Genomic DNA, 19,410 nt, shown 5'->3' on the forward strand with positions numbered 1-19,410 from the left:
GCCAGCGAATCAACTCTCTGATTCTCTGCCTTAAAGCGTTTCCTGATTTGAGTCGTTCGACGCGTCGACCGCGTTTTCCGTCTGGGGGGGCAACCTGCCGGGAGACTCGGACTCAATCTGGTCGCTGAATGCGTGGTTGCGGGCCCGCCGTGAGAGGGATGACGGGATATGAAGAACAAGCATGTGGCTGTCCTCCTGGGCGGATTCTCGTCCGAGCGGCCCGTGTCTCTGTCTTCGGGAAAGGCGTGTGCGGATGCGCTTGAGAATGAAGGCTACCAGGTTACCCGCGTCGATGTTGCGCGCGATGTCGGCGCCGTGCTCACCGAACTCAAGCCCGATGTCGTCTTCAACGCACTGCACGGCCCGTTCGGTGAAGACGGCACCATCCAGGGCATCCTCGAATATCTGGCCATTCCCTACACCCATTCGGGCGTGCTCGCCTCGGCGCTCGCCATGAACAAGGAGCAAGCCAAGAAGGTCGCCAAGGCTGCCGGCATCGCGGTGGCGGAATCGAAGGTTGCCAGCCGCTTTGCCATCCAGAACAAGCATCCGATGAAGCCGCCCTACGTGGTCAAGCCGGTCAATGAAGGCTCAAGCTTCGGCGTCGTCATCGTGCATGAAGGGCAGTCGCATCCGCCGCAGGTCATCGGCTCGTCCGAATGGAAATATGGCGAGACCGTCATGGTCGAGCGCTACATCCATGGGCGCGAGCTGACCTGCGCCGTCATGGGCGACGTGGCGCTCGGCGTCTGCGAGATCATTCCGACCGGCCATTCCTTCTACGACTATGATTCAAAATACGTCGCCGGCGGATCAAAACACGAAATCCCTGCTAAAATTTCATCAAATATTTACCAAAAAATACAGACACTGGCGCTCAAGGCACATCTGGCTATCGGCTGCCGGGGCGTTTCCCGATCGGACTTCCGCTATGACGACCGTCACTCCGAAAACGGCGAGATTGTCTGGCTCGAGATCAACACTCAGCCGGGCATGACGCCGACGTCTTTGGTGCCTGAAATCGCCGCCCAGGCCGGGCACTCGTTTGGCGAATTGTTGAGTTGGATGGTGGAGGACGCTTCGTGTCTGCGTTGAAATGGGGACAGGACAAGGGCAGGGGCGGCGCCGGGCCGGCGCTGTTCGGCATGCCGTTGTCGTTCGACCATTTCGTGCTGCCGCGCGTGCTGCGCCGGCCGGTGCGCGTGCTGGCGCGCCTGGGCGGCGGCGACTTCGTCGCGCCGCGCTTTTCCGCGGCCATCCTGTCGGCTTCGCTCATTGCATCAAGCAGCCTCTATGGCGCCATTCTCGGCGGTCATGCCGACGACATCGTCCAGAGCATCACCGCCCGGACCGGCTTTGCCGTCGACCAGATCAAGGTGGTCGGCAACCGCCAGACTTCGGAGATCGACATACTGGACCGGCTCGAGCTCGACGGCTGGACGTCACTGATCGGCTTCGATGCCGAGGCCGCGCGTGAACGTATTGATACCTTGCCCTGGGTCGAAGTGGCGGCGGTGCGCAAGGTCTATCCACATACGCTGGAAGTGCGTGTCGAGGAGCGCGAGCCCTATGCGCTCTGGCAGCAGGGCGCGGAGCTTTCGGTCATCGAACGCTCCGGCGCGGTGATCGCGCCGTTCTCCGGCGGCAAGCAGGCGCTGCTGCCGCTGATCATCGGCACCGGCGCACCGGCCAAGGCGCCCGACTTCGTGGCCAAGATCAAGAAATTTCCCGAGCTCGCGGCTCGGGTCAAAGGCTATATCCGCATCGGCGAACGGCGTTGGGACCTGAAGCTGGAAAACGGCATCACGATCAAGCTGCCCGAGGATGGCGAGGATCAGGCGATCGCCGATCTGGTTCGGATGGACCACGACAACGGGCTTCTGACGCGGGACATCGCCGCCGTCGACATGCGCATCTCCGATCGCCTGGTGGTGCAGCTGACGCCGGAAGCGGCGACGCAGCGCCAGGCCGCGCTCAATGAAAAGCCGCAAAATCTGAAGCGCAAGTCGGGGACGAAGATATGAGCTGGCTTGGCGGCAACAGCGATGCCTCTTCGCGGCGTTCCGGCACGCTCACCGTGCTGGATGTCGGCTCGAGCAAGGTTTGCTGCGTGGTGGCGAAACTGAAGCCGCGCGAGGACGGCAAGCTGTTGCGCGGCCGCTCGCACCGCATCCAGGTAATCGGCATCGGCCACCAGAAATCGCAAGGCGTGAAGTCGGGCGTGGTCGTCGATCTCGACCGTGCGGAGCACGCCATTCGCCTGTCCGTCGACGCCGCCGAACGCATGGCGGGACTGACGGTGGATTCGCTGATCGTCAACATGACGGCGGGCCGGCTGAAGAGCGAAACCTATTCGGCCACGATCAATCTCGGTGGCCATCAGGCCGACGAAGCCGACATCAAGCGCGTGCTTGCCGCCGGCGCCAAGCAGGCGCTCAAGGCCGAACGCGACGTGATCCATTCGCTGCCCGTCGGCTTTTCGCTGGACTCCGAGCGCGGCGTGCGCGATCCGCGCGGCATGGTCGGCGACCAACTCGGCGTCGATATGCATGTACTGACGGGCGATGCCGCGCCGCTGCGCAATCTGGAGCTCTGCATCAACCGCTCGCATCTTTCGGTCGAGCGCATGGTGGCGACGCCCTATGCCAGCGGGCTTGCGGCCCTGGTCGACGACGAACTGGAAATGGGTGCGGCCTGCATCGACATGGGCGGCGGCACGACGACCATCTCGGTGTTTTCGGAAGGCAAATTCGTCCACGCCGATGCCATTGCCATCGGCGGCAATCATGTGACGCTCGATATGGCCAAGGGCCTGTCGACCTCGCTCGACGCCGCGGAGCGGCTGAAGGTGATGCATGGTTCGGCGCTGCCTGGCAGTGCCGACGATCGCGACCTGGTCTCGATCCAGCCGATCGGCGAAGACGGCGAGATGCCGCTGCAGATCCCGCGCTCGGTGATGACGCGCGTCATCCGCGCCCGCATCGACGAGACGCTGGAACTGTTGCGCGACCGGCTGAACAAGTCGGGCTACGGCAATGCCGTGGGAAAACGCGTCGTGCTGACCGGCGGCGCCAGCCAGCTTGCGGGTCTCCCCGAGGCGGCGCGCCGCATTCTGGGACGCAATGTGCGCATCGGACGCCCGCTCGGCGTGGCGGGCCTGCCGGAAGCTGCCAAGGGGCCGGCTTTCTCGACGGCGGTCGGGCTGCTGATCTATCCGCAGATGGCGAGCTTCGAGAGCCATCCGGCGAAAGGAATTTCCGGTCTCAGGATGACCGGGACGGGCGGAAAACTGCATCGCATGAGTCAGTGGTTGAGAGACAGTTTCTAATTGACGGGGACAGCCCCATAGGCGGCCGCGGCGGCGAAGCGGCGGGAAAGGCAAAGGACGGAGACAATGACGATCAATCTGCAAAAGCCGGACATCACCGAGCTCAAGCCGCGGATCACCGTATTCGGTGTCGGCGGCGGCGGCGGCAATGCCGTCAACAACATGATCACCGCGGGCTTGCGCGGTGTCGAGTTCGTCGTGGCCAACACCGATGCACAGGCGCTGACCATGTCGAAGGCCGAGCGGCTGATCCAGCTCGGCGCGCATGTCACCGAGGGGCTCGGCGCCGGCTCGCAGCCTGAAGTGGGCCGTGCGGCGGCGGAAGAGTGCATCGATGAGATCATCGATCATCTCTCCAACACCCATATGTGCTTCGTCACCGCCGGTATGGGTGGCGGCACCGGAACCGGTGCGGCTCCCGTGGTTGCCCGCGCGGCGCGCGAACGGGGTATCCTCACCGTCGGCGTCGTCACCAAGCCGTTCCATTTCGAAGGCCAGCGCCGCATGAAGACGGCGGATCTCGGCATCGAGGAGCTGCAGAAATGTGTCGATACCCTGATCGTCATCCCCAACCAGAACCTGTTCCGGCTGGCCAATGACAAGACCACCTTTGCCGACGCCTTCGCCATGGCCGACCAGGTGCTCTACTCCGGTGTTGCCTGCATCACCGACCTGATGGTCAAGGAAGGTCTGATCAATCTCGACTTCGCCGACGTGCGTTCGGTGATGCGCGAAATGGGCAAGGCGATGATGGGCACCGGCGAAGCTTCGGGCGAGGGCCGCGCGATGGCCGCCGCCGAGGCGGCGATCGCCAATCCGTTGCTCGACGAGACCTCGATGAGGGGCGCCAAGGGCCTGCTGATCTCGATCACCGGCGGCCGCGACCTAACCCTGTTCGAAGTCGACGAGGCCGCGACCCGCATCCGCGAGGAAGTCGATCAGGACGCCAACATCATCCTCGGCGCCACCTTCGACGAGGAACTCGAAGGCGTCATCCGCGTCTCGGTGGTCGCCACCGGCATCGACAAATCGGCAGCTGAAATTGCCGCGGCGCCGATCTCGATCCGGGCCGTGCCGCCGCAGCAGAAGCCGGTCAGCCGCCCAGCGGCTCCGGGGGCGGAAGGCCGTCCGGCACCGGTCCAGCAGCAGACCTATGAGCAGCGCGCGGCCGATCCGGTGGCCGAGGCGATCCAACTTGCCGAGGCCAATGCGGCGGCAATGGCTCGTCCGACGCCGATGGCCCAGGCGGAAGATTTCCGCCCGCAGAGCAAGATCTTCCAGGCCCCGCCTGCCCAGCCGCAGCCTGTCGTGCAGCAGGTGATGCAACCGGCGCCGATGCGGGAAATGCCGCAGCCGGTGGCTGCCGCACCGCAGCGCATGCCGCGGGTGGAGGATTTTCCGCCGGTGGTGCGGGCCGAGGTGGAAGCCAAGGGCCGTCCGGCCGACCATGAAAACAGCGGGCCGATGGGGCTGCTCAAGCGGCTGACCAACGGACTGACGCGCCGCGAAGAAGAGCCGGCCCGGTTGCAGCCGGCACAGCCGCGCGAACCGAAACTGCGCCAGGCGGCGCCGGAAATGCGCCGCCTTGCCAGCCAGGATCCGCAGCTTTACGCGCCGCGCCGCGGCCAGCTCGACGATCAGGGCCGGTTGACGCCGCAGACCAGGTCGACCCAGGAAGACGACCAGCTGGAGATACCGGCTTTCCTGCGCCGCCAGGCCAACTGAGCCGTTAACGGTATGTAACACTTGTTAACAGGCAGACGAGAGGTTGTCTGCCTGTTAACGTTTAAAGGGGTTTAATAACAAGGCGTTACGATGTGACGCTCAAGGTCTGTCGCGGTTACACAGAGTAAGAAACCGTGATTTGGAGTCTCCCTGACAGACCATTATCTTTGCCGCAGCACTTTCGGTGTGCTGGGATTCGGGGAAGTGGCCCTGCCTGCCGATAAAAAAGAGCCGCGCCTTTTGGGTTAAAGCGGACTTAGGCGTTTGGGCTATGGGGTTTGTCTTGCAAGACTATCAGACGACACTGAAATCGCGTGCAACGCTGACCGGTACCGGCGTTCACAGCGGCAAACCGGTCACCGTCAATTTCCTCCCTGCGGACGCCGACACCGGCGTGCTCTTCCACCTTTCGAACGGAAGCGAGAGCCGCGAGTTCCGCGCGCTGGTTGCTGAAGTCGGCGCGACCGATCTCTGCACCATGCTCGGCGATCCGGCAGGCGAGCATATCGCCACCGTCGAACATCTGATGGCGACGCTTTTCGGGCTCGGCATCGACAACATCGTCATCGAGATCGACGGTCATGAGGTTCCGATCCTCGATGGCAGTGCGGTGGCGTTCGTGGAAGCCATCGACCAAGCCGGCATCGAGACGCTGGCGGTCAAGCGCCGCTACATCAGGGTGGTCAAGCCCGTCCGCATCGAGAATGGCGCGTCCTGGGCCGAGTTCAGGCCCTATAGCGGCACGCGCTTCGAGGTCGAGATCGATTTCGAAAGCCCGGCGATCGGCCGCCAGCTATTCGCCTCCGACATCAACCCCGACATCTTTCGCCAGGATATCGCGCGCGCCCGCACCTTCGGCTTCATGAAGGATGTCGAGCGGCTGTGGGCGGCCGGCTATGCGCTGGGCTCCTCGCTGGAGAACTCGCTGGTGATCGGCGACGACAACCGGGTGATCAACATGGGCGGCCTGCGCTACCCCAACGAGTTCGCTCGCCACAAGACGATGGACGCGATGGGCGATCTGGCGCTGGCCGGCGCCCGTTTCATCGGTTGTTTCCGCTCCTATCGCGGCGGTCACCGGATGAATGCGGCTGCTTTGCGGCGGCTTCTGTCCGACCGTTCGGCCTTCGAGGTCGTCGAGACCACGCGCCGCGAGCGCGGCCGCACCGCCGAGATGAGCGCCGTCACCGGCCCTGTCTTTGCACCTTGGGTGATCTGATTCTTAACGTATTTCTGGCTTTCTGAACGCTGGCCGGTGTTGCACGGATGCATCACCGGCCGTGAAAGTGCATAGCTTTCCGGGCAACACCAAGCCGCCACAAAAATGTGCGATTGGCTAGACATAGCGTTGCTGGGCAAGGCAGTTATGGTTTATGGCTGCTGCCGTCTGTTAGGCGCATGTCGCTCAAAAGTGGGGATCAGTTTTGAGGGAACGCCATGCGAAAGGCATTGAACTAACGCCGAAAGGGCGCAATCCAATCATGTTCTTCAAGCGAGTTGGTCAATCGAAAGCGCCGTATCGGGCTGTTTTCCTGGCGCTTTCGGTGGTTGTGCCATCGCTGTTCCTCTCGGCCTGCATGTCGTCCGAGAAAGACGTCGACCTGTCGACCTATGTCGACCAGACCGAACCGGCCGACGTCCTTTACAATCAAGGCCTTGCCAATCTCAATGCCGGCCGCCTGGATGAGGCGAGCAAGAAGTTCGACGCCGTCGACCGCCAGCACCCCTATTCGGAATTCGCCCGCAAATCGATGGTGATGGGCGCCTTCGCCGACTATCGCGCCGGCCGTTATGACGAAGCGATCGGCTCGGCCAAGCGCTATCTCACGCTCTATCCGTCGACCGACGACGCGGCTTACGCCCAGTATATTATCGGGCTGAGCTACTACAAGCAGATCAAGGACGTCACCCAGGATCAGAAGGAAGCACGCCAGACCGTGCAGACGATGCAGGATCTGGTGACGCGCTGGCCGACGTCGGAATATGTCGACGACGCCAAGGAAAAGATCCGTTTCGCCAACGACCAGCTGGCCGGCAAAGAGATGCAGATCGGCCGCTATTATCTCGAGCGGCGCGAATACATTGCTGCCGTCAAGCGCTTCCGCAACGTGGTCGAGAACTATTCCAACACCCGCCATGTCGAAGAGGCGCTGGCGCGTCTGGCCGAAAGCTACTACGCGATGGGCTTGACCTCGGAAGCGCAAACCGCCGCTGCGGTGCTCGGCACCAATTATCCCGACAGCCAATGGTACAAGGATACCTACAAGCTGTTGCAGAGCAACGGGCTTGAGCCGCGCGAGAATGCCGGTTCGTGGATATCCAAGGCCGGCAAGCTGATCACCGGCGCCTGACGCCCGAGCATCGACTGAGGCGGAACGCGCTTTTCGGATTGATCCGACGCTCAAACAAAAAGATAGTGCGGCGCTGCGACTCCATCGGTCGCATGCCGCTTCACAGCGGTTCAGTGGTTTGATTGAGGCGCTGAACCGTCCTAACTTTTTGTTCTATGCAATTCCGGACGGAAAACCGCTACGCACTTTTCCTGGAATTGCTTGAGGTCCGGGTTCTGATGCTTTCCAGACTGTCGATCCGCGATATCGTCCTGATCGAGAAGCTGGATATCGACTTCCAGCCCGGCCTTTCCGTGCTGACCGGTGAAACCGGCGCCGGCAAATCCATCCTTCTCGACGCGCTGTCGCTGGCGCTTGGCGCCCGCGGCGACGCCTCGCTGGTGCGGCACGGTGCTGCCCAGGGCCAGGTCATTGCCGTCTTCGATGTGCCGCGCAACCACCCGGTGCGCGCGCTGCTGGCCGAGAACGCCATCGAGGATGACGGCGACATCATCCTGCGCCGGCTGCAGACGGCGGATGGCCGTACCCGTGTCTTCGTCAACGACCAGCCGTCCAGCGTCACGCTGATGCGCGACATCGGCCACGCGCTGGTCGAGATCCACGGCCAGCATGACGAGCGCGCCCTGGTCGATCCAGGCGCGCATCGCGAATTGCTGGACAGTTTTGGCGGCCATCTCGGCGCCGCCCGCGCGACCGGCGAGGCGTGGCGCTACTGGCGCGGCGCCGAGCAGGAGTTTGCCAAGCACCGCGCCAAGGTCGAGGCTGCGGCGCGCGAGGCCGATTATCTCAGGGCCTCGGTGGCGGAACTGGCAAAGCTCGATCCGCAGCCCGGCGAAGAGACGCAACTGGCGGAGTTGCGTGCAACGATGATGCGGGCGGAAAAGATCGCCTCGGAAATACACGACGCACAGGATGTGCTGTCAGGCCCGTCCTCGCCGCTGCCGCAACTGGCCAGCCTGTTGAGGCGCCTGCAGCGCAAGGCCAGCGAAGCGCCGGGACTGCTCGAGGATGTGGTGAAGTCGCTGGACGAGGCGATGCTGTCGCTGGATGCAGCGCAATCGGGCGTCGAGGCGGCACTGCGCGCTACCGAATACGACCCGCAGCGGCTGGAGAAGGCGGAGGAGCGGCTGTTTTCGCTGCGTGCGGCCTCACGTAAGCACAGTGTGGCCGTCGACGATCTGGCGCAACTGCGCGACACCATGTCCGCCGATCTCGCCGATCTTGATGCCGGCGAGGGGCGCCTGCATCTCTTGGAAAAGCAGGCCTCAGCGGCGCGCGAAGCCTACGATATTTCCGCAGCCCAGCTCTCCGCCCTTCGCCATGCGGCCGCGGTCGGCCTGACCAAGGCTGTGATGGCCGAATTGCCGGCGCTGAAGCTGGAACGGGCTGAGTTCATCGTCGAACTGGCCAGCGATGGCGAGAACCGCATGGAAGAAGGCATCGACCAGGTCGAGTTCTGGGTGCGCACCAATCCCGGCACCAGGCCTGGGCCGATGATGAAGGTCGCCTCCGGCGGCGAGCTGTCGCGCTTCCTGCTGGCGCTCAAGGTGGCGCTGGCCGACCGTGGCTCGGCGCCGACATTGGTCTTCGACGAGATCGACACCGGCGTCGGCGGCGCCGTGGCCGATGCGATCGGCCAAAGGCTGGCCAGGCTGTCGAAGCGCGTGCAGGTGCTGTCGGTCACGCATGCTCCGCAAGTGGCGGCACGTGCTGCGACGCATTTCCTGATATCCAAATCCGGCGGCTCGGACAGGGTCGCCACCGGCATCGCCGAAATGGACCGGGCGGCGCGCCAGGAAGAGATTGCGCGCATGCTGGCCGGCGCCACCATCACCGAAGAGGCGCGCGCAGCCGCCGAACGGCTGCTACGCGAGAATATTGCTGCAGCGTAGTCGTCGCAAGGCTTTCGGACTGAGTCAGGATATGGCTCCATCCCGCTGTTCAGGAATGCTTTTTCCGAAATCCTGATTTATGGTGCCTCGCCACTGTCCAGGGACCGCTGCATGTCTGAAAAACCAGTCGAATCGTTGAGCGAAAGCGAAGCCGCGGATGAGCTCCAGCGGCTGGCCGAGGAGATCGCCGGTCATGACCGGCGCTATCATGCCGAGGACGCGCCGACGATTACGGACGCAGAATATGACGCGCTGCGGCGGCGCAATCTTGCCATCGAGGAGCGCTTTCCCGGTCTGGTGCGCGAGGATTCGCCCTCGCTGCGGGTCGGCGCCGCGCCGGCGGAAGGCTTTGCCAAGGTGCGCCATGCGGTGCCGATGCTCAGCCTCGCCAAGGCCTACACAGACGAGGACGTCACCGATTTCATCGAGCGTGGCCGGCGCTTCTTCGACCGCGACAAGGACCTCGACATCGCGTTTACGGCCGAGCCGAAGATCGACGGCCTGTCGGCGTCGCTGCGCTATGAACGCGGTGTGTTCGTGCAGGGTGCTACGCGCGGCGACGGCGCTGTCGGCGAAGACATCACCGCCAATCTCAGGACCATCGCCGACATCCCCGCCAAACTGAAAGGATCGGGCTGGCCCGAGACCATCGAGATCCGCGGCGAAGTCTACATGACCTATGCGGAATTCGAGGCACTGAAGGCCCGCTCGGCGGCGGTGGGGGGCCAGGACTATGTCAATCCGCGCAACACGGCAGCGGGCTCCTTGCGACAGAAGGATGCGTCCGTCACCGCCAGCCGCAATCTTAAGTTTTTTGCCTATGCCTGGGGCTACACGACAGCGGATCCGGCGCCGACCCAATATGATTCGGTGCAGAAATTCGCCGAATGGGGGTTCAAGGTCAGCCCGTTGATGGTGCGGGCGAAGTCGGTCGAGGAGCTGATCGCGCACTACCACAAGATCGAGGAGCTGCGTTCGTCGCTCGGCTACGACATCGACGGTGTCGTCTACAAGGTCGACCAGCTGGAATTGCAGCGTCGCTGGGGCTTTGTCACCGGCGAGCCGCGCTGGGCCGTTGCGCACAAATTCCCGGCCGAACAGGCGATGACGACGGTGCAGAAGATCGACATCCAGGTCGGTCGTACCGGTACGCTGGCGCCGGTGGCGCGGCTGGCGCCCGTCACGGTCGGCGGCGTGGTGGTCGAAAACGTCACGCTGCACAATGAGGACTACATCAAGGGCTTCGACAGCAACGGCCTGCCGATTCGCGACGGCATCGATGTCCGCATCGGTGACACGGTTGTCATACAACGGGCGGGCGATGTCATTCCGCAGATCGTCAGCGTGGTCGTCGATAAGCGGCCGGCTGATGCGGTGCCTTATGAATTCCCGCACATTTGTCCGGTCTGCGGCTCGCCGGCGACGCGCGAAATCAACGAGAAGACCGGCAAGGAGGATTCGCGCCGGCGCTGCACCGGCGAGCTGATCTGCGCCGCGCAGGCTGTGGAGCGGCTGCGTCATTTCGCGTCGCGCGGCGCGCTCGACATCGAGGGGCTGGGCGCCGAGAATATCGACCTGTTCTTCAATTCGGGACTGGTCAAGACCGCCGCCGATATCTTCACCCTCAGGGATCGCCGCCCGGCCGTCACCAGGGCGCTGGCCGAGCGGCGCGAGGAGCAGGCGCGGCTGCGCGAGGCGGCATCGGGCAAGGCGCGCAAGAATGTGCGCGGTGTCGAGGACCGCAATTATGAAGGTCTCGACAAGCTGTTCGCGGCCATCGATTCGCGCCGCCAGCCGGAGCTCGACCGCTTCATCTTCGCACTCGGCATCCGCCATATCGGCGAAACGACGGCGGCCGTGCTTGCGCGGACGTTTTCGACCGTCGAGGAGCTGATCCGCGTCGGCAAGGAAACGGCGGCGGCTGAGGATCCGCACAGCGTCTTCCCCTCCATCAACGGCATTGGCGATACAGTGATCGATGCGTTGCGCGATTTCTTCGGCAATGAACGCAATGACGACGTGCTCGACAGACTGCTCGAACAGGTCAAGCCGAAGCCGTATGTCGTCACCGTGTCGACCGACAGCGAGGTTGCCGGCAAGACCATCGTCTTCACCGGCACGCTAGAAAAGATGACACGCTCCGAAGCCAAGGCGATGGCCGAACGGCTCGGCGCCAAGGTGGCGGGTTCGGTGTCGACGAAGACCGATCTGCTGGTGGCCGGGCCGGGCGCCGGCTCCAAACTGAAGCAGGCCAGCGAACTCGGCGTCGAATTCATCGACGAGGACACCTGGCTGCAACGGGTCGGCAAGGCGTGATGGCCGGTTCGTTCAAAGGGTTCGGGCAAAAGGCCATACCGTTCCTCAAGGCGCTCGACTTCCACCAGAGCCGCGAATGGTTCCAGGAAAACCGCGCGCTTTACGACAGCGAGTTGCATGAGCCGTTCTGCGATCTGGTCGAGACGCTGACCGAGCGCTTCGCGGCGGCGGGTCTGGGCTTGCGCGGAGACCGCAAGAAGTCACTGTTTCGCATCAACCGCGACGTGCGCTTCGCCAAGGACAAGCGGCCCTACAACCAGCATTTGTCGGCCATGCTGTCGCCGGATGGCACCAAGATGGAGCAGGGCGTGTTCTTCGTCTATGTCGGGATCGACCGCTGCTTTGCCGATGTCGCCTGGTGGAATCCGGAGCCGTCCCTGCTGCTGGCGATGCGCAAGGCGATCGTCGCCCGGCCGGCCGAGTTCCGAAAACTGCTCTCAACGCTGAAGAAAAACGGCTTCGAACTTGAAACCGAGGGCCGCATGAAGCGCACGCCGCGTGGCTTCGAGCAGGTCAACGAACCCGATCTTGTCGACGCCATCCGCAACCGGCACTTCTATGTCCAGCACATGATCGATCCGGCTGGAATTCACGCGCCGACGCTGGTCGACGAGCTTGTCGATTTCGCCTTGCGCGCCAAGCCGCTGCTCGACTGGGGCAGGGCGATCCAGGGCACGGCACCGCGGAGCTAAATCAGCCCGGCGCACTGCACGGCTACATCCGCATCAAAAGACCACCGTCGACTGCCAGTTCGATGCCGGTGATGTAGCTTGCCGCATCGGAAAGCAGGAATAGCGCGGCATTGGCCATGTCCTGCGGCGTGCCGATGCGGCCGAGCGGCGCATAATTGGCAACGGCCGCGCGTTTCTCCTCGGTGTCCCAGCGCGCCTGCAGCGGCGTCAACGCCATGCCCGGGCAGATCGAATTGGAGCGGATGCCATCGCCCGCCAACTGCATGGCGAGCGACTTCGACAGCGCACAGACGCCGGCCTTCGATGCCTGGTAGGCATCCTGCGGGGTCGGATCGCCGCGATACCACTGGATGGTGGAGAAGTGCACCATGGCGCCGCCGCGTCCGCCGGCCCGCATATGGGGAACCACCGCCCGCGCGGTGTGGACGAAGGATTTCAGATTGATGTTGAAGACCTGGTCCCAGACATCGAGGTCCATCTCGAGGGCCGATTTGTCGCGACCGAACCAGAGCACGCCTGCGACATTGGCGAGATAATCGATGCCGCCGCGCTCGCGGCCCGCGGCATTGATGGTCTGCTCGACGAAGGCGGCGTCGGTGAGGTCGCCCTGGGCAAAGGTGAGCCGGTCGTCATAGACGGCAAGCGACGCCGGACGCGGCTTGACGTCGATGGCGGTGACCGAGGCGCCGGCCTCGAGCAGCGCCAGCGAGATCGCGTCGCCCATACCGCCACCGGCGCCGGTGACGACCGCGTGCCTGCCGGTGAAATCATAAGCGATCATCCGAACCCCTCATTTTTTTACAACATCAGTTTCGCTGATTTGTTGGCTCAAGCGAATTCGTCTGACTTTTCAAACGCCGGCTCCTACATAGCAGCGCGAGATGGGAATGTGACATGTCGGCAGAGACCTTAAGCGAAAATTCTGTGGCCAGCGACTTCTGGGACGGCGTGCGGCTGTCGATGCCGGTCGTTGTCGCTGCGGCACCATTTGGGCTGCTGTTCGGCGCCATCGCCGTCGACAACGGCTTTTCCGTTCTCGAAGCTTTCTTGATGAGCGCGCTGATCTTCGGCGGCGCGAGCCAGATGGTCGGCATCGAATTGTTCGGCCAGCATGTCGCGCCATGGCTGATCGTGCTGTCGATCTTCGCGGTGAATTTCCGCCACGTGCTTTACTCCGCCAGCATCGGCCGGCGAATCGCGCACTGGCCGGTTATCAGCCAAGCGCTGGGCTATTTCGTGCTCACCGATCCGCAGTTCGCGGTGGCGGAGCGCAGGGCCGAAGCCGGCGAGACCGTTGGCTTTGCCTGGTATATGGGCCTTGGCCTGCCGGTGTATGTGTTCTGGGGGATCGAAAGCGCGCTGGGCGCGGTGTTCGGCAAGCTGATCCCCGACACGCATGCGCTGGGCATCGATTTCCTGCTGCCGATCTATTTCCTCGGGCTGGTCATGGGCTTTCGCAACCGGCCACTGTGGCTGCCGGTGGTGATCGCCAGCGCCGCGGCGTCGATCATTGCCTACAAGACTGTGGGATCGCCATGGCACGTCTCCATCGGCGCCGTTGCAGGCGTGCTTCTGGCCGTCATCCTGCCGCCGCACCATAGCGGTGTGGAGGCAAAACGATGAGCGCGACTTTGTGGATCATCATTGCCGGCGCGATCGCCACCTATCTCACCCGCGTCGGCGGCCATCTGGTGATCTCGCGCTTCGACCACATCCATCCACGCGTCGAGGCCGGCTTGAACGCCGTGCCGGCGGCGGTGCTGACGACGCTGGTGGCGCCCGCCGCACTCAGCGCCGGACCGGCGGAATGGGCGGCACTGGTCGTCGCCGCTGTGGTCTCGCTGCGCGCCGGCCTGATGGCGATGTTTCTGGCCGGGGCGGTGGTGCTGATCCTCGCGCGGCAGTTTGTGGCATAGGGCGCCTGCCGGCAGATCAGTTTCGAACGGTCGGCGCCGCCCCTCATTGCCCTGCCGGGCGTTCGTCACTCGAAAAGCCAAGCAATTGGCTTTTCGTCCGCTTCGCGGACCGCTCCTCACCTCCCCGTATAGTGACGGGGAGAAAGAAGCTCATTTCAGATCTTGGCGTCGTGCGGCAGCGGCGCTGTTGCCTTCTCCAGCCAGGCCAGCGTCTCGCCGTCGAGCATCGGGCCGATCTCGGCCAGCACCCAGGCATGGTAAGTATCCAGCCACTGCAACTCCTCGCGCGTCAGCAGGTCGGTGCGGATCAGCCTGATATCGATCGGCGCCAGTGTCAGCGTCTCGAAACCGTGCATGGCGATGTCGCCGCCCTCCACCTGTTCAGCCGGTGTCACCAGGATCAGGTTCTCGATGCGGATGCCGTAGGAGCCTTCCTTGTAATAGCCGGGCTCGTTGGAGAGCATCATGCCGGCCAGCAGCTTTTCGGTGCCGGTGCGGGCGATGCGCTGCGGCCCTTCATGCACGGCCAGATACGAGCCGACACCATGGCCGGTGCCATGGGCAAAGTCGCAGCCATGCTTCCACAGCGCCATGCGCGCCACCGCGTCGATTTCCGAGCCGCGCGTGCCGGCGGGAAAGCGCAGCGTCGAAATGCCGATCATGCCCTTCAACACCAGCGTGAAGCGCTCGCGCATCTCCTCGGTCGGCTGGCCGATCGGCACGGTGCGGGTGATGTCGGTGGTGCCATCCTGATACTGGGCACCGGAATCGAGCAGGAACAGCTCGCCCTTTGCCAGCTTGCGATTGGTGGCGCGCGAGACGCGGTAGTGCATGATGGCGCCGTTCGGCCCGGCGCCGGAAATGGTGTCGAAGGAGACATCGCGCAGCGGCATCTGCGTTTCCTCGCCGGTCTGCCGGCGCGTTTCCTCCAGCTTGGTGACAACGGTTATTTCGTCGAGCGTGCCCGGCTCCTGCCGTTCCAGCCAGCACAGCAGTTTCGCCACCGCCGCGCCGTCCCGGCGGTGCGCGGCGCGGCTGCCGGCGATTTCCGCCTGGTTCTTGGTGGCGCGCGGAATGCGGGCGGGATCGGCCGCTGAAACAAATGCGCCGCCATTGTCCTCGACCAGCATTTTGAGCTTTTCCGCCGCCAGCACCGGATCGAGCCCGATCTTGGCGCCGCCCTTGGCAAGGGCTGCGACCGCCGCCTCGAATTCGCCGGGCTCGTGCAGATCGGCGAGTTGGGTGAGATAGGCGGCGACCGTGCGCGAAAACTTGCGGCTGTCCATGAACAGCTGATGCTTGCCGTCGGCGGCGAGGATCGCAAAGCCGAGCGCCAGCGGCGTGTGCGGCACGTCACCGCCACGGATGTTGAAGGCCCAGGCGATCGAGGAGGGGTCGGTGAGCACGGCGTGCGTCGCGCCGTCCTTGCCGATTGCCGCCGCCAGCCGCGCCAGCTTGTCCTTGGCGAGTTCCCCGGCAAAGCCGATCGGGTGGATCTCGACCGGCGCCACCGGCGGCTCGGGCTGATCCTTCCAGATGATGTCGATCGGGTTATTGTCCAGCGGCACCAGCGTCGCGCCGGATTGCTCGGCCGAAGCCTTCAGCGCCTTGACCTCAGCGATCGTGTGCAGCCAGGGGTCGAAGCCAAGCCTGGCGCCCTTGCCGAGATTGTCCTTGATCCAGGAGGCCGGCGGGTTGTCGACGAGACTCTCGATTGCAAAAATGTCGAGATCGACTTCGTGGCGCACTTGCAAGGTATAGCGGCCATCGACGAACATGAAGGCGCGGTCGCGCAGCACGAGCGCGACGCCGGCCGAACCGCTGAAGCCGGTCAGCCATTTCAGCCGCGCCGAGCGGTCGGCGACATACTCGCCCTGGTGCTCGTCGGCGCGCGGCACCAGGAAACCGTCGAGGCCATTATCCGCCAGCCATCGCCGCAGCAACGTCACGCGCGGCTTGCCGACGCTCGGGTCGCCTGCGGAATCGAAGGTCTGGAACATCGTATGCCTCCTGTATCGGGCGCGACCGTAGCGCATGACCCGGAAAACCGGAATCGATTTTCGCCAATCGCAAACAGCCTCGGATGGTCCAAAGCGCGTTGCGTCTCAGTGCTTCAGGTGGATCGTTACCCAGCCTTCGCGATGCAAGGTCCTGACATGCCGGAAATTCTGGCCGACATAGGCCGAGATCACCGCATTGCACTGCCGCTCGAGGATGCCGGACAACACGATCGAGCCGCCGAGGCTGATGTGCCTGGCCATCTCAGGCGCCAGCCGCATCAGCGGCCGCGCCAATATGTTGGCGACGATGAGGTCGAAAGGCGCGCGCTTGCCGAAGATCGGGTGGTGGAAGCCGGGCGCCGTCACCGTTTCGACCAGCGCCTTGACGTGGTTGAGGCGGGCATTGGCGGCGGCGACCCTGACGGCGATCGGATCGATGTCGGTCGCCAGCACCGGAATATGCGCCAGTTTGGCGACGGCGATCGCCAGCACCGCGCTGCCGGTGCCCAGGTCGAGGGCATTCCTGGGACGTTCGCGGCGCACGACCCGTTCCAGCATTTCGAGGCAGCCGGCAGTGGTGCCGTGATGGCCGGTGCCGAAGGCAAGGCCGGCCTCGATCTCGATGGCGAGTTCGCCGCTGTGGCGCTTCCGGCGGTCATGCGCGCCATGGACGAAGAAACGTCCAGCGCGCACCGGCTTCAGTCCCTCCAGCGAGCGCGCCACCCAGTCGATGTCGGGCAGAACCTCGCGCTCGATCGGCTTCGACAGGGACAGTCCGGCAAGGCTGTCCCTTAGCCGCGCCTCAACCGCGTCGACATTGCCGTCGGTGTAGAGCGAAACCTCATAGATGTCGCGGTCTTCATCGACTTCGAGCACGGCGATCGGCAGGCCTTCATCCTCGAAAGCCGGTTCGAGCGCGGCAAAGATGCGGTCGGCCTCGATCTTCCCAGCGATGAAGTGGAGCCTGGTCTGACCCATCAGCTGGTCTCTTGTTTGAGCATGATCTCTGGACAACACTTTTCTGTCCGAGAAAACCGGAATCCACGTTTCGGGATCATGCCTAGCCTGCCGCCAGCCGCTTCAGCTTGGCGATCGCGGTATCGGCGCTTTCGCCATAGGCTATGGTGCCCGAAAACTCGCCCTTGGCGTTGAGCAGCAGCGCGGAGGCGGTGTGGTCCATCGTGTAATCGCCGTCGCCGGTGTCGACCTTCTTCCAATAGATGTTGAAGGACTTCGCCATGGCGTGCACCTTGTCGGGATCGCCCGATATGCCGACGATGCGGTCGGAGAAATTGCTGACGTAAGTGTTCATCACCGGCGGCGTGTCGCGCTCTGGATCGACTGTAACGAAGTAGGCGTTGAGGTTCTTGCCGTCGTTGCCCAGCGTCTTCAGCCAGCCGGCCATTTCGAACAAAGTGGTCGGGCAGACTTCCGGGCAATGGGTGAAGCCGAAGAAGACGATGCTGGGTTTTCCCCGGAAGGCGGCTTCGGTGATTGGCGCGCCTTTCTGGTCGACCAGCGTGAATGGCGCGCCATACGGTTCGCCACCATAGTGGCCGCGATAGAAGTCAAAGGTGAGCCAGCCGATGCCCGCCGCCATCAGAACGAGAATGCCGACCAGAATTGAACGCATCATCAGTAATTGTCCGTAGCAGAAATCATCGAGCGCCGGATCGGCGCCTCTCTGCCGGCAGTCTTAGCCGGTCGCAGGGGGCAAGGCAAAGATGCCGCGTTGCCGCAACCGGGCTGGACGCTACCTTGCAAACAGCTGGCCCTTATCCCACCTGAGACCGGCAAACCGAACCTGAGGAGGCTCCCTTGCAAAGACGGACTGGGCAGAGACGGATTGGGCAGAAACTGATCGGCGGCGCGCTGCCCGCATGCATTGCCCTTGGCGCCGGTGCCGCCGCGGGAGAGGAGGTCGGCAAGGTCGGCGTCGATTGGGTCGGCAACGACATCATCGTCGAGGCGATCAAGGACCCCAAGATCGACGGCGTGACCTGCCATGTTTCCTATTTCGACCGCAGCGTCATCGACCGGCTGCACAAGGGCAACTGGTTCGAGGATCCGTCTGATTCCTCGATCTCCTGCCGCCAGACCGGGCCGATCACCATCGGCGACATCGACATGAGCGAGGGCGGCGAAGAGGTGTTCAAGCAAGGCATCAGCCTGATCTGGAAGAAGCAGGTGGTGAACCGCATCTACGACAAGAAGAACGAGACGCTGATCTATCTCTCGCATTCGCGCCAGGTGCAGGACGGCTCGGCGAAAATGTCGGTGACGACCGTGCCGCTGTTCGGCCAGAACGTGGTGTGGACCGGCGGCAAGCCGAAATAGCCGGTCGGAGCCGACGCACGATCCACCCGCCTGCGGGTCCGATCGCGACGCGACAATTGCTTCTGCAATTGCGCGGGGGTAAATCCGCCGCATGGACCGTACTGAAAACCTCGTCCTGAAAGATCCGGAGCCGCGCATCCATCCGACCGCGGAGCTGAAAGCGTGCAAGCTTGGCCGCTATGCCTCGATCGGCGAACGGGTGGTGCTGCGCGAGGTCCATGTCGGCGATTTCTCCTATTTCGAGCGCCACGCCGAGGCGATCTACACGACGATCGGAAAATTCTGCTCGATCGCCGCCAACAGCCGCATCAATGCGCTAGAGCATCCGATCGAGCGGATCACGCAGCACAAGCTCAGCTACCGGCCGAACGAGTATTTCCGCTGGCTGGGCGTCGACGCGGCGTTCCGCGCGCGGCGGCAGGCCAAGGCGGTCGGCATCGGCAACGATGTCTGGATCGGCCATGGCGCCGTCATCATGCCCGGCATCAGCATCGGCAATGGCGCCATCGTCGGCGCCAATGCGGTGGTGACGCGGAATGTACCGGCCTACACAATCCTCGCCGGCGTACCGGCGAAGCCGTTGCGCATGCGCTTTCCCTCCGAGATCGCGGCGCGGATCGAAAGCCTCGCCTGGTGGGACTGGCCGCCGGAGAAACTCGCCAAAGCGGTTCCCGACATGCAGGCCTTGCCGATTGAGGATTTCCTCCATCGCTGGGAGCAAGAGCATTCCTGAGAGCTCGCCGCGCGTGCGCGGTTTCATCGACTGGCTGGCCGAAATCCTGGCGCCAAAATTCTGAACGGCACGTGTCGGGAAGAGTTCCGCCGGTCTGCGGCAACGCAACGAACCCCTTCC

At 63.7% G+C, this 19,410-nt stretch carries 17 protein-coding genes; 13 read left to right on the top strand and 4 right to left on the bottom strand.

What is annotated here, in order from left to right; translation table 11 throughout:
- Nucleotides 1-168: 168 nt before the first annotated feature.
- The 9 genes from NLY43_RS29360 (at nt 169) to NLY43_RS29400 (ending at nt 12,304) form a co-directional block, all read left to right on the top strand.
- Nucleotides 169-1,095 carry a D-alanine--D-alanine ligase gene (locus tag NLY43_RS29360; RefSeq protein ID WP_023668279.1) on the top strand — a complete coding sequence of 309 codons (927 nt, stop codon included), beginning with the start codon at nt 169-171 and terminating at the stop codon, nt 1,093-1,095.
- The gene (locus NLY43_RS29365) at nt 1,083-2,024 is read left to right on the top strand and encodes a cell division protein FtsQ/DivIB (RefSeq protein WP_023712436.1); all 942 of its coding nucleotides are present in this window, start codon (nt 1,083-1,085) and stop codon (nt 2,022-2,024) included. Before NLY43_RS29360 ends, NLY43_RS29365 begins: the two co-directional genes overlap by 13 nt.
- Nucleotides 2,021-3,328, top strand: a complete 1,308-nt coding sequence (gene ftsA, locus NLY43_RS29370; protein WP_023682133.1) for a cell division protein FtsA — start codon at nt 2,021-2,023, stop codon at nt 3,326-3,328. The genes NLY43_RS29365 and ftsA overlap by 4 nt, the downstream gene beginning before the upstream one ends.
- 66 nt (nt 3,329-3,394) lie before the next feature.
- Nucleotides 3,395-5,053: a cell division protein FtsZ gene (gene ftsZ / locus NLY43_RS29375; RefSeq protein ID WP_023712437.1), complete on the top strand. Its 1,659-nt coding sequence runs from the start codon at nt 3,395-3,397 to the stop codon at nt 5,051-5,053.
- A 271-nt stretch (nt 5,054-5,324) separates the two neighbouring features.
- Entirely contained in the window at nt 5,325-6,272 is a 948-nt protein-coding gene (gene lpxC, locus NLY43_RS29380; RefSeq protein WP_023668283.1) for a UDP-3-O-acyl-N-acetylglucosamine deacetylase, read from the top strand.
- Between the two features lie 262 nt (nt 6,273-6,534).
- Nucleotides 6,535-7,404: an outer membrane protein assembly factor BamD gene (locus NLY43_RS29385; RefSeq protein WP_023668284.1), complete on the top strand. Its 870-nt coding sequence runs from the start codon at nt 6,535-6,537 to the stop codon at nt 7,402-7,404.
- A gap of 218 nt (nt 7,405-7,622) precedes the next feature.
- Nucleotides 7,623-9,296 (top strand): DNA repair protein RecN, encoded by a 1,674-nt coding sequence (gene recN / locus NLY43_RS29390; RefSeq protein ID WP_023712438.1) that lies wholly within the window; start codon nt 7,623-7,625, stop codon nt 9,294-9,296.
- A gap of 111 nt (nt 9,297-9,407) precedes the next feature.
- Nucleotides 9,408-11,612: an NAD-dependent DNA ligase LigA gene (gene ligA / locus NLY43_RS29395; protein WP_286459183.1), complete on the top strand. Its 2,205-nt coding sequence runs from the start codon at nt 9,408-9,410 to the stop codon at nt 11,610-11,612.
- Nucleotides 11,612-12,304, top strand: a complete 693-nt coding sequence (locus tag NLY43_RS29400) for a DUF2461 domain-containing protein (protein ID WP_023712440.1) — start codon at nt 11,612-11,614, stop codon at nt 12,302-12,304. Before ligA ends, NLY43_RS29400 begins: the two co-directional genes overlap by 1 nt.
- Nucleotides 12,305-12,326: 22 nt before the next feature.
- On the opposite strand, the gene NLY43_RS29405 is transcribed toward NLY43_RS29400, so the two are convergent.
- Nucleotides 12,327-13,085 (bottom strand): SDR family NAD(P)-dependent oxidoreductase, encoded by a 759-nt coding sequence (locus NLY43_RS29405; RefSeq protein WP_023712441.1) that lies wholly within the window; start codon nt 13,083-13,085, stop codon nt 12,327-12,329.
- Nucleotides 13,086-13,198: 113 nt separating this feature from the next.
- Here NLY43_RS29405 and NLY43_RS29410 point away from each other — a divergent pair, with 113 nt between their 5' ends.
- Both NLY43_RS29410 and NLY43_RS29415 read left to right on the top strand, forming a co-directional pair.
- Complete coding sequence (locus tag NLY43_RS29410) at nt 13,199-13,927, top strand: AzlC family ABC transporter permease (RefSeq protein WP_023712442.1); 729 nt, start codon at nt 13,199-13,201, stop codon at nt 13,925-13,927.
- Nucleotides 13,924-14,220: an AzlD family protein gene (locus tag NLY43_RS29415; protein ID WP_023712443.1), complete on the top strand. Its 297-nt coding sequence runs from the start codon at nt 13,924-13,926 to the stop codon at nt 14,218-14,220. The genes NLY43_RS29410 and NLY43_RS29415 overlap by 4 nt, the downstream gene beginning before the upstream one ends.
- 155 nt (nt 14,221-14,375) lie before the next feature.
- Here the strand turns inward: NLY43_RS29415 and NLY43_RS29420 are convergent, their stop codons facing one another.
- From NLY43_RS29420 to NLY43_RS29430, 3 genes are all read right to left on the bottom strand, one after another.
- Nucleotides 14,376-16,220 carry an aminopeptidase P family protein gene (locus NLY43_RS29420; RefSeq protein ID WP_023712444.1) on the bottom strand — a complete coding sequence of 615 codons (1,845 nt, stop codon included), beginning with the start codon at nt 16,218-16,220 and terminating at the stop codon, nt 14,376-14,378.
- Between the two features lie 105 nt (nt 16,221-16,325).
- Complete coding sequence (locus NLY43_RS29425; RefSeq protein ID WP_023682125.1) at nt 16,326-17,198, bottom strand: 50S ribosomal protein L11 methyltransferase; 873 nt, start codon at nt 17,196-17,198, stop codon at nt 16,326-16,328.
- A gap of 82 nt (nt 17,199-17,280) precedes the next feature.
- Nucleotides 17,281-17,856: an SCO family protein gene (locus NLY43_RS29430; protein WP_023712445.1), complete on the bottom strand. Its 576-nt coding sequence runs from the start codon at nt 17,854-17,856 to the stop codon at nt 17,281-17,283.
- A 182-nt stretch (nt 17,857-18,038) separates the two neighbouring features.
- Here NLY43_RS29430 and NLY43_RS29435 point away from each other — a divergent pair, with 182 nt between their 5' ends.
- Both NLY43_RS29435 and NLY43_RS29440 read left to right on the top strand, forming a co-directional pair.
- Nucleotides 18,039-18,557 (top strand): CreA family protein, encoded by a 519-nt coding sequence (locus NLY43_RS29435; RefSeq protein WP_023712446.1) that lies wholly within the window; start codon nt 18,039-18,041, stop codon nt 18,555-18,557.
- A gap of 91 nt (nt 18,558-18,648) precedes the next feature.
- A complete protein-coding gene (locus tag NLY43_RS29440; protein ID WP_023712447.1) occupies nt 18,649-19,290 on the top strand; it encodes a DapH/DapD/GlmU-related protein in 642 nt (213 codons plus the stop codon).
- The last annotated feature ends 120 nt before the right edge of the window (nt 19,291-19,410 follow it).

This window comes from Mesorhizobium sp. C416B (genome assembly GCF_030323165.1).
GTDB lineage: Bacteria > Pseudomonadota > Alphaproteobacteria > Rhizobiales > Rhizobiaceae > Mesorhizobium.

Bases quoted from the DNA above. Each gene is read 5' to 3' on its own strand.
- NLY43_RS29405 (WP_023712441.1), bottom strand. From the start codon at position 13,085: ATGATCGCTTATGATTTCACCGGCAGGCACGCGGTCGTCACCGGCGCC.
- lpxC (WP_023668283.1), top strand. From the start codon at position 5,325: ATGGGGTTTGTCTTGCAAGACTATCAGACGACACTGAAATCGCGTGCA.
- ftsZ (WP_023712437.1), top strand. From the start codon at position 3,395: ATGACGATCAATCTGCAAAAGCCGGACATCACCGAGCTCAAGCCGCGG.
- ftsA (WP_023682133.1), top strand. From the start codon at position 2,021: ATGAGCTGGCTTGGCGGCAACAGCGATGCCTCTTCGCGGCGTTCCGGC.
- NLY43_RS29425 (WP_023682125.1), bottom strand. From the start codon at position 17,198: ATGGGTCAGACCAGGCTCCACTTCATCGCTGGGAAGATCGAGGCCGAC.
- NLY43_RS29430 (WP_023712445.1), bottom strand. From the start codon at position 17,856: ATGATGCGTTCAATTCTGGTCGGCATTCTCGTTCTGATGGCGGCGGGC.
- NLY43_RS29420 (WP_023712444.1), bottom strand. From the start codon at position 16,220: ATGTTCCAGACCTTCGATTCCGCAGGCGACCCGAGCGTCGGCAAGCCG.
- NLY43_RS29415 (WP_023712443.1), top strand. From the start codon at position 13,924: ATGAGCGCGACTTTGTGGATCATCATTGCCGGCGCGATCGCCACCTAT.
- recN (WP_023712438.1), top strand. From the start codon at position 7,623: ATGCTTTCCAGACTGTCGATCCGCGATATCGTCCTGATCGAGAAGCTG.
- ligA (WP_286459183.1), top strand. From the start codon at position 9,408: ATGTCTGAAAAACCAGTCGAATCGTTGAGCGAAAGCGAAGCCGCGGAT.
- NLY43_RS29410 (WP_023712442.1), top strand. From the start codon at position 13,199: ATGTCGGCAGAGACCTTAAGCGAAAATTCTGTGGCCAGCGACTTCTGG.
- NLY43_RS29360 (WP_023668279.1), top strand. From the start codon at position 169: ATGAAGAACAAGCATGTGGCTGTCCTCCTGGGCGGATTCTCGTCCGAG.
- NLY43_RS29440 (WP_023712447.1), top strand. From the start codon at position 18,649: ATGGACCGTACTGAAAACCTCGTCCTGAAAGATCCGGAGCCGCGCATC.
- NLY43_RS29385 (WP_023668284.1), top strand. From the start codon at position 6,535: ATGTTCTTCAAGCGAGTTGGTCAATCGAAAGCGCCGTATCGGGCTGTT.
- NLY43_RS29400 (WP_023712440.1), top strand. From the start codon at position 11,612: ATGGCCGGTTCGTTCAAAGGGTTCGGGCAAAAGGCCATACCGTTCCTC.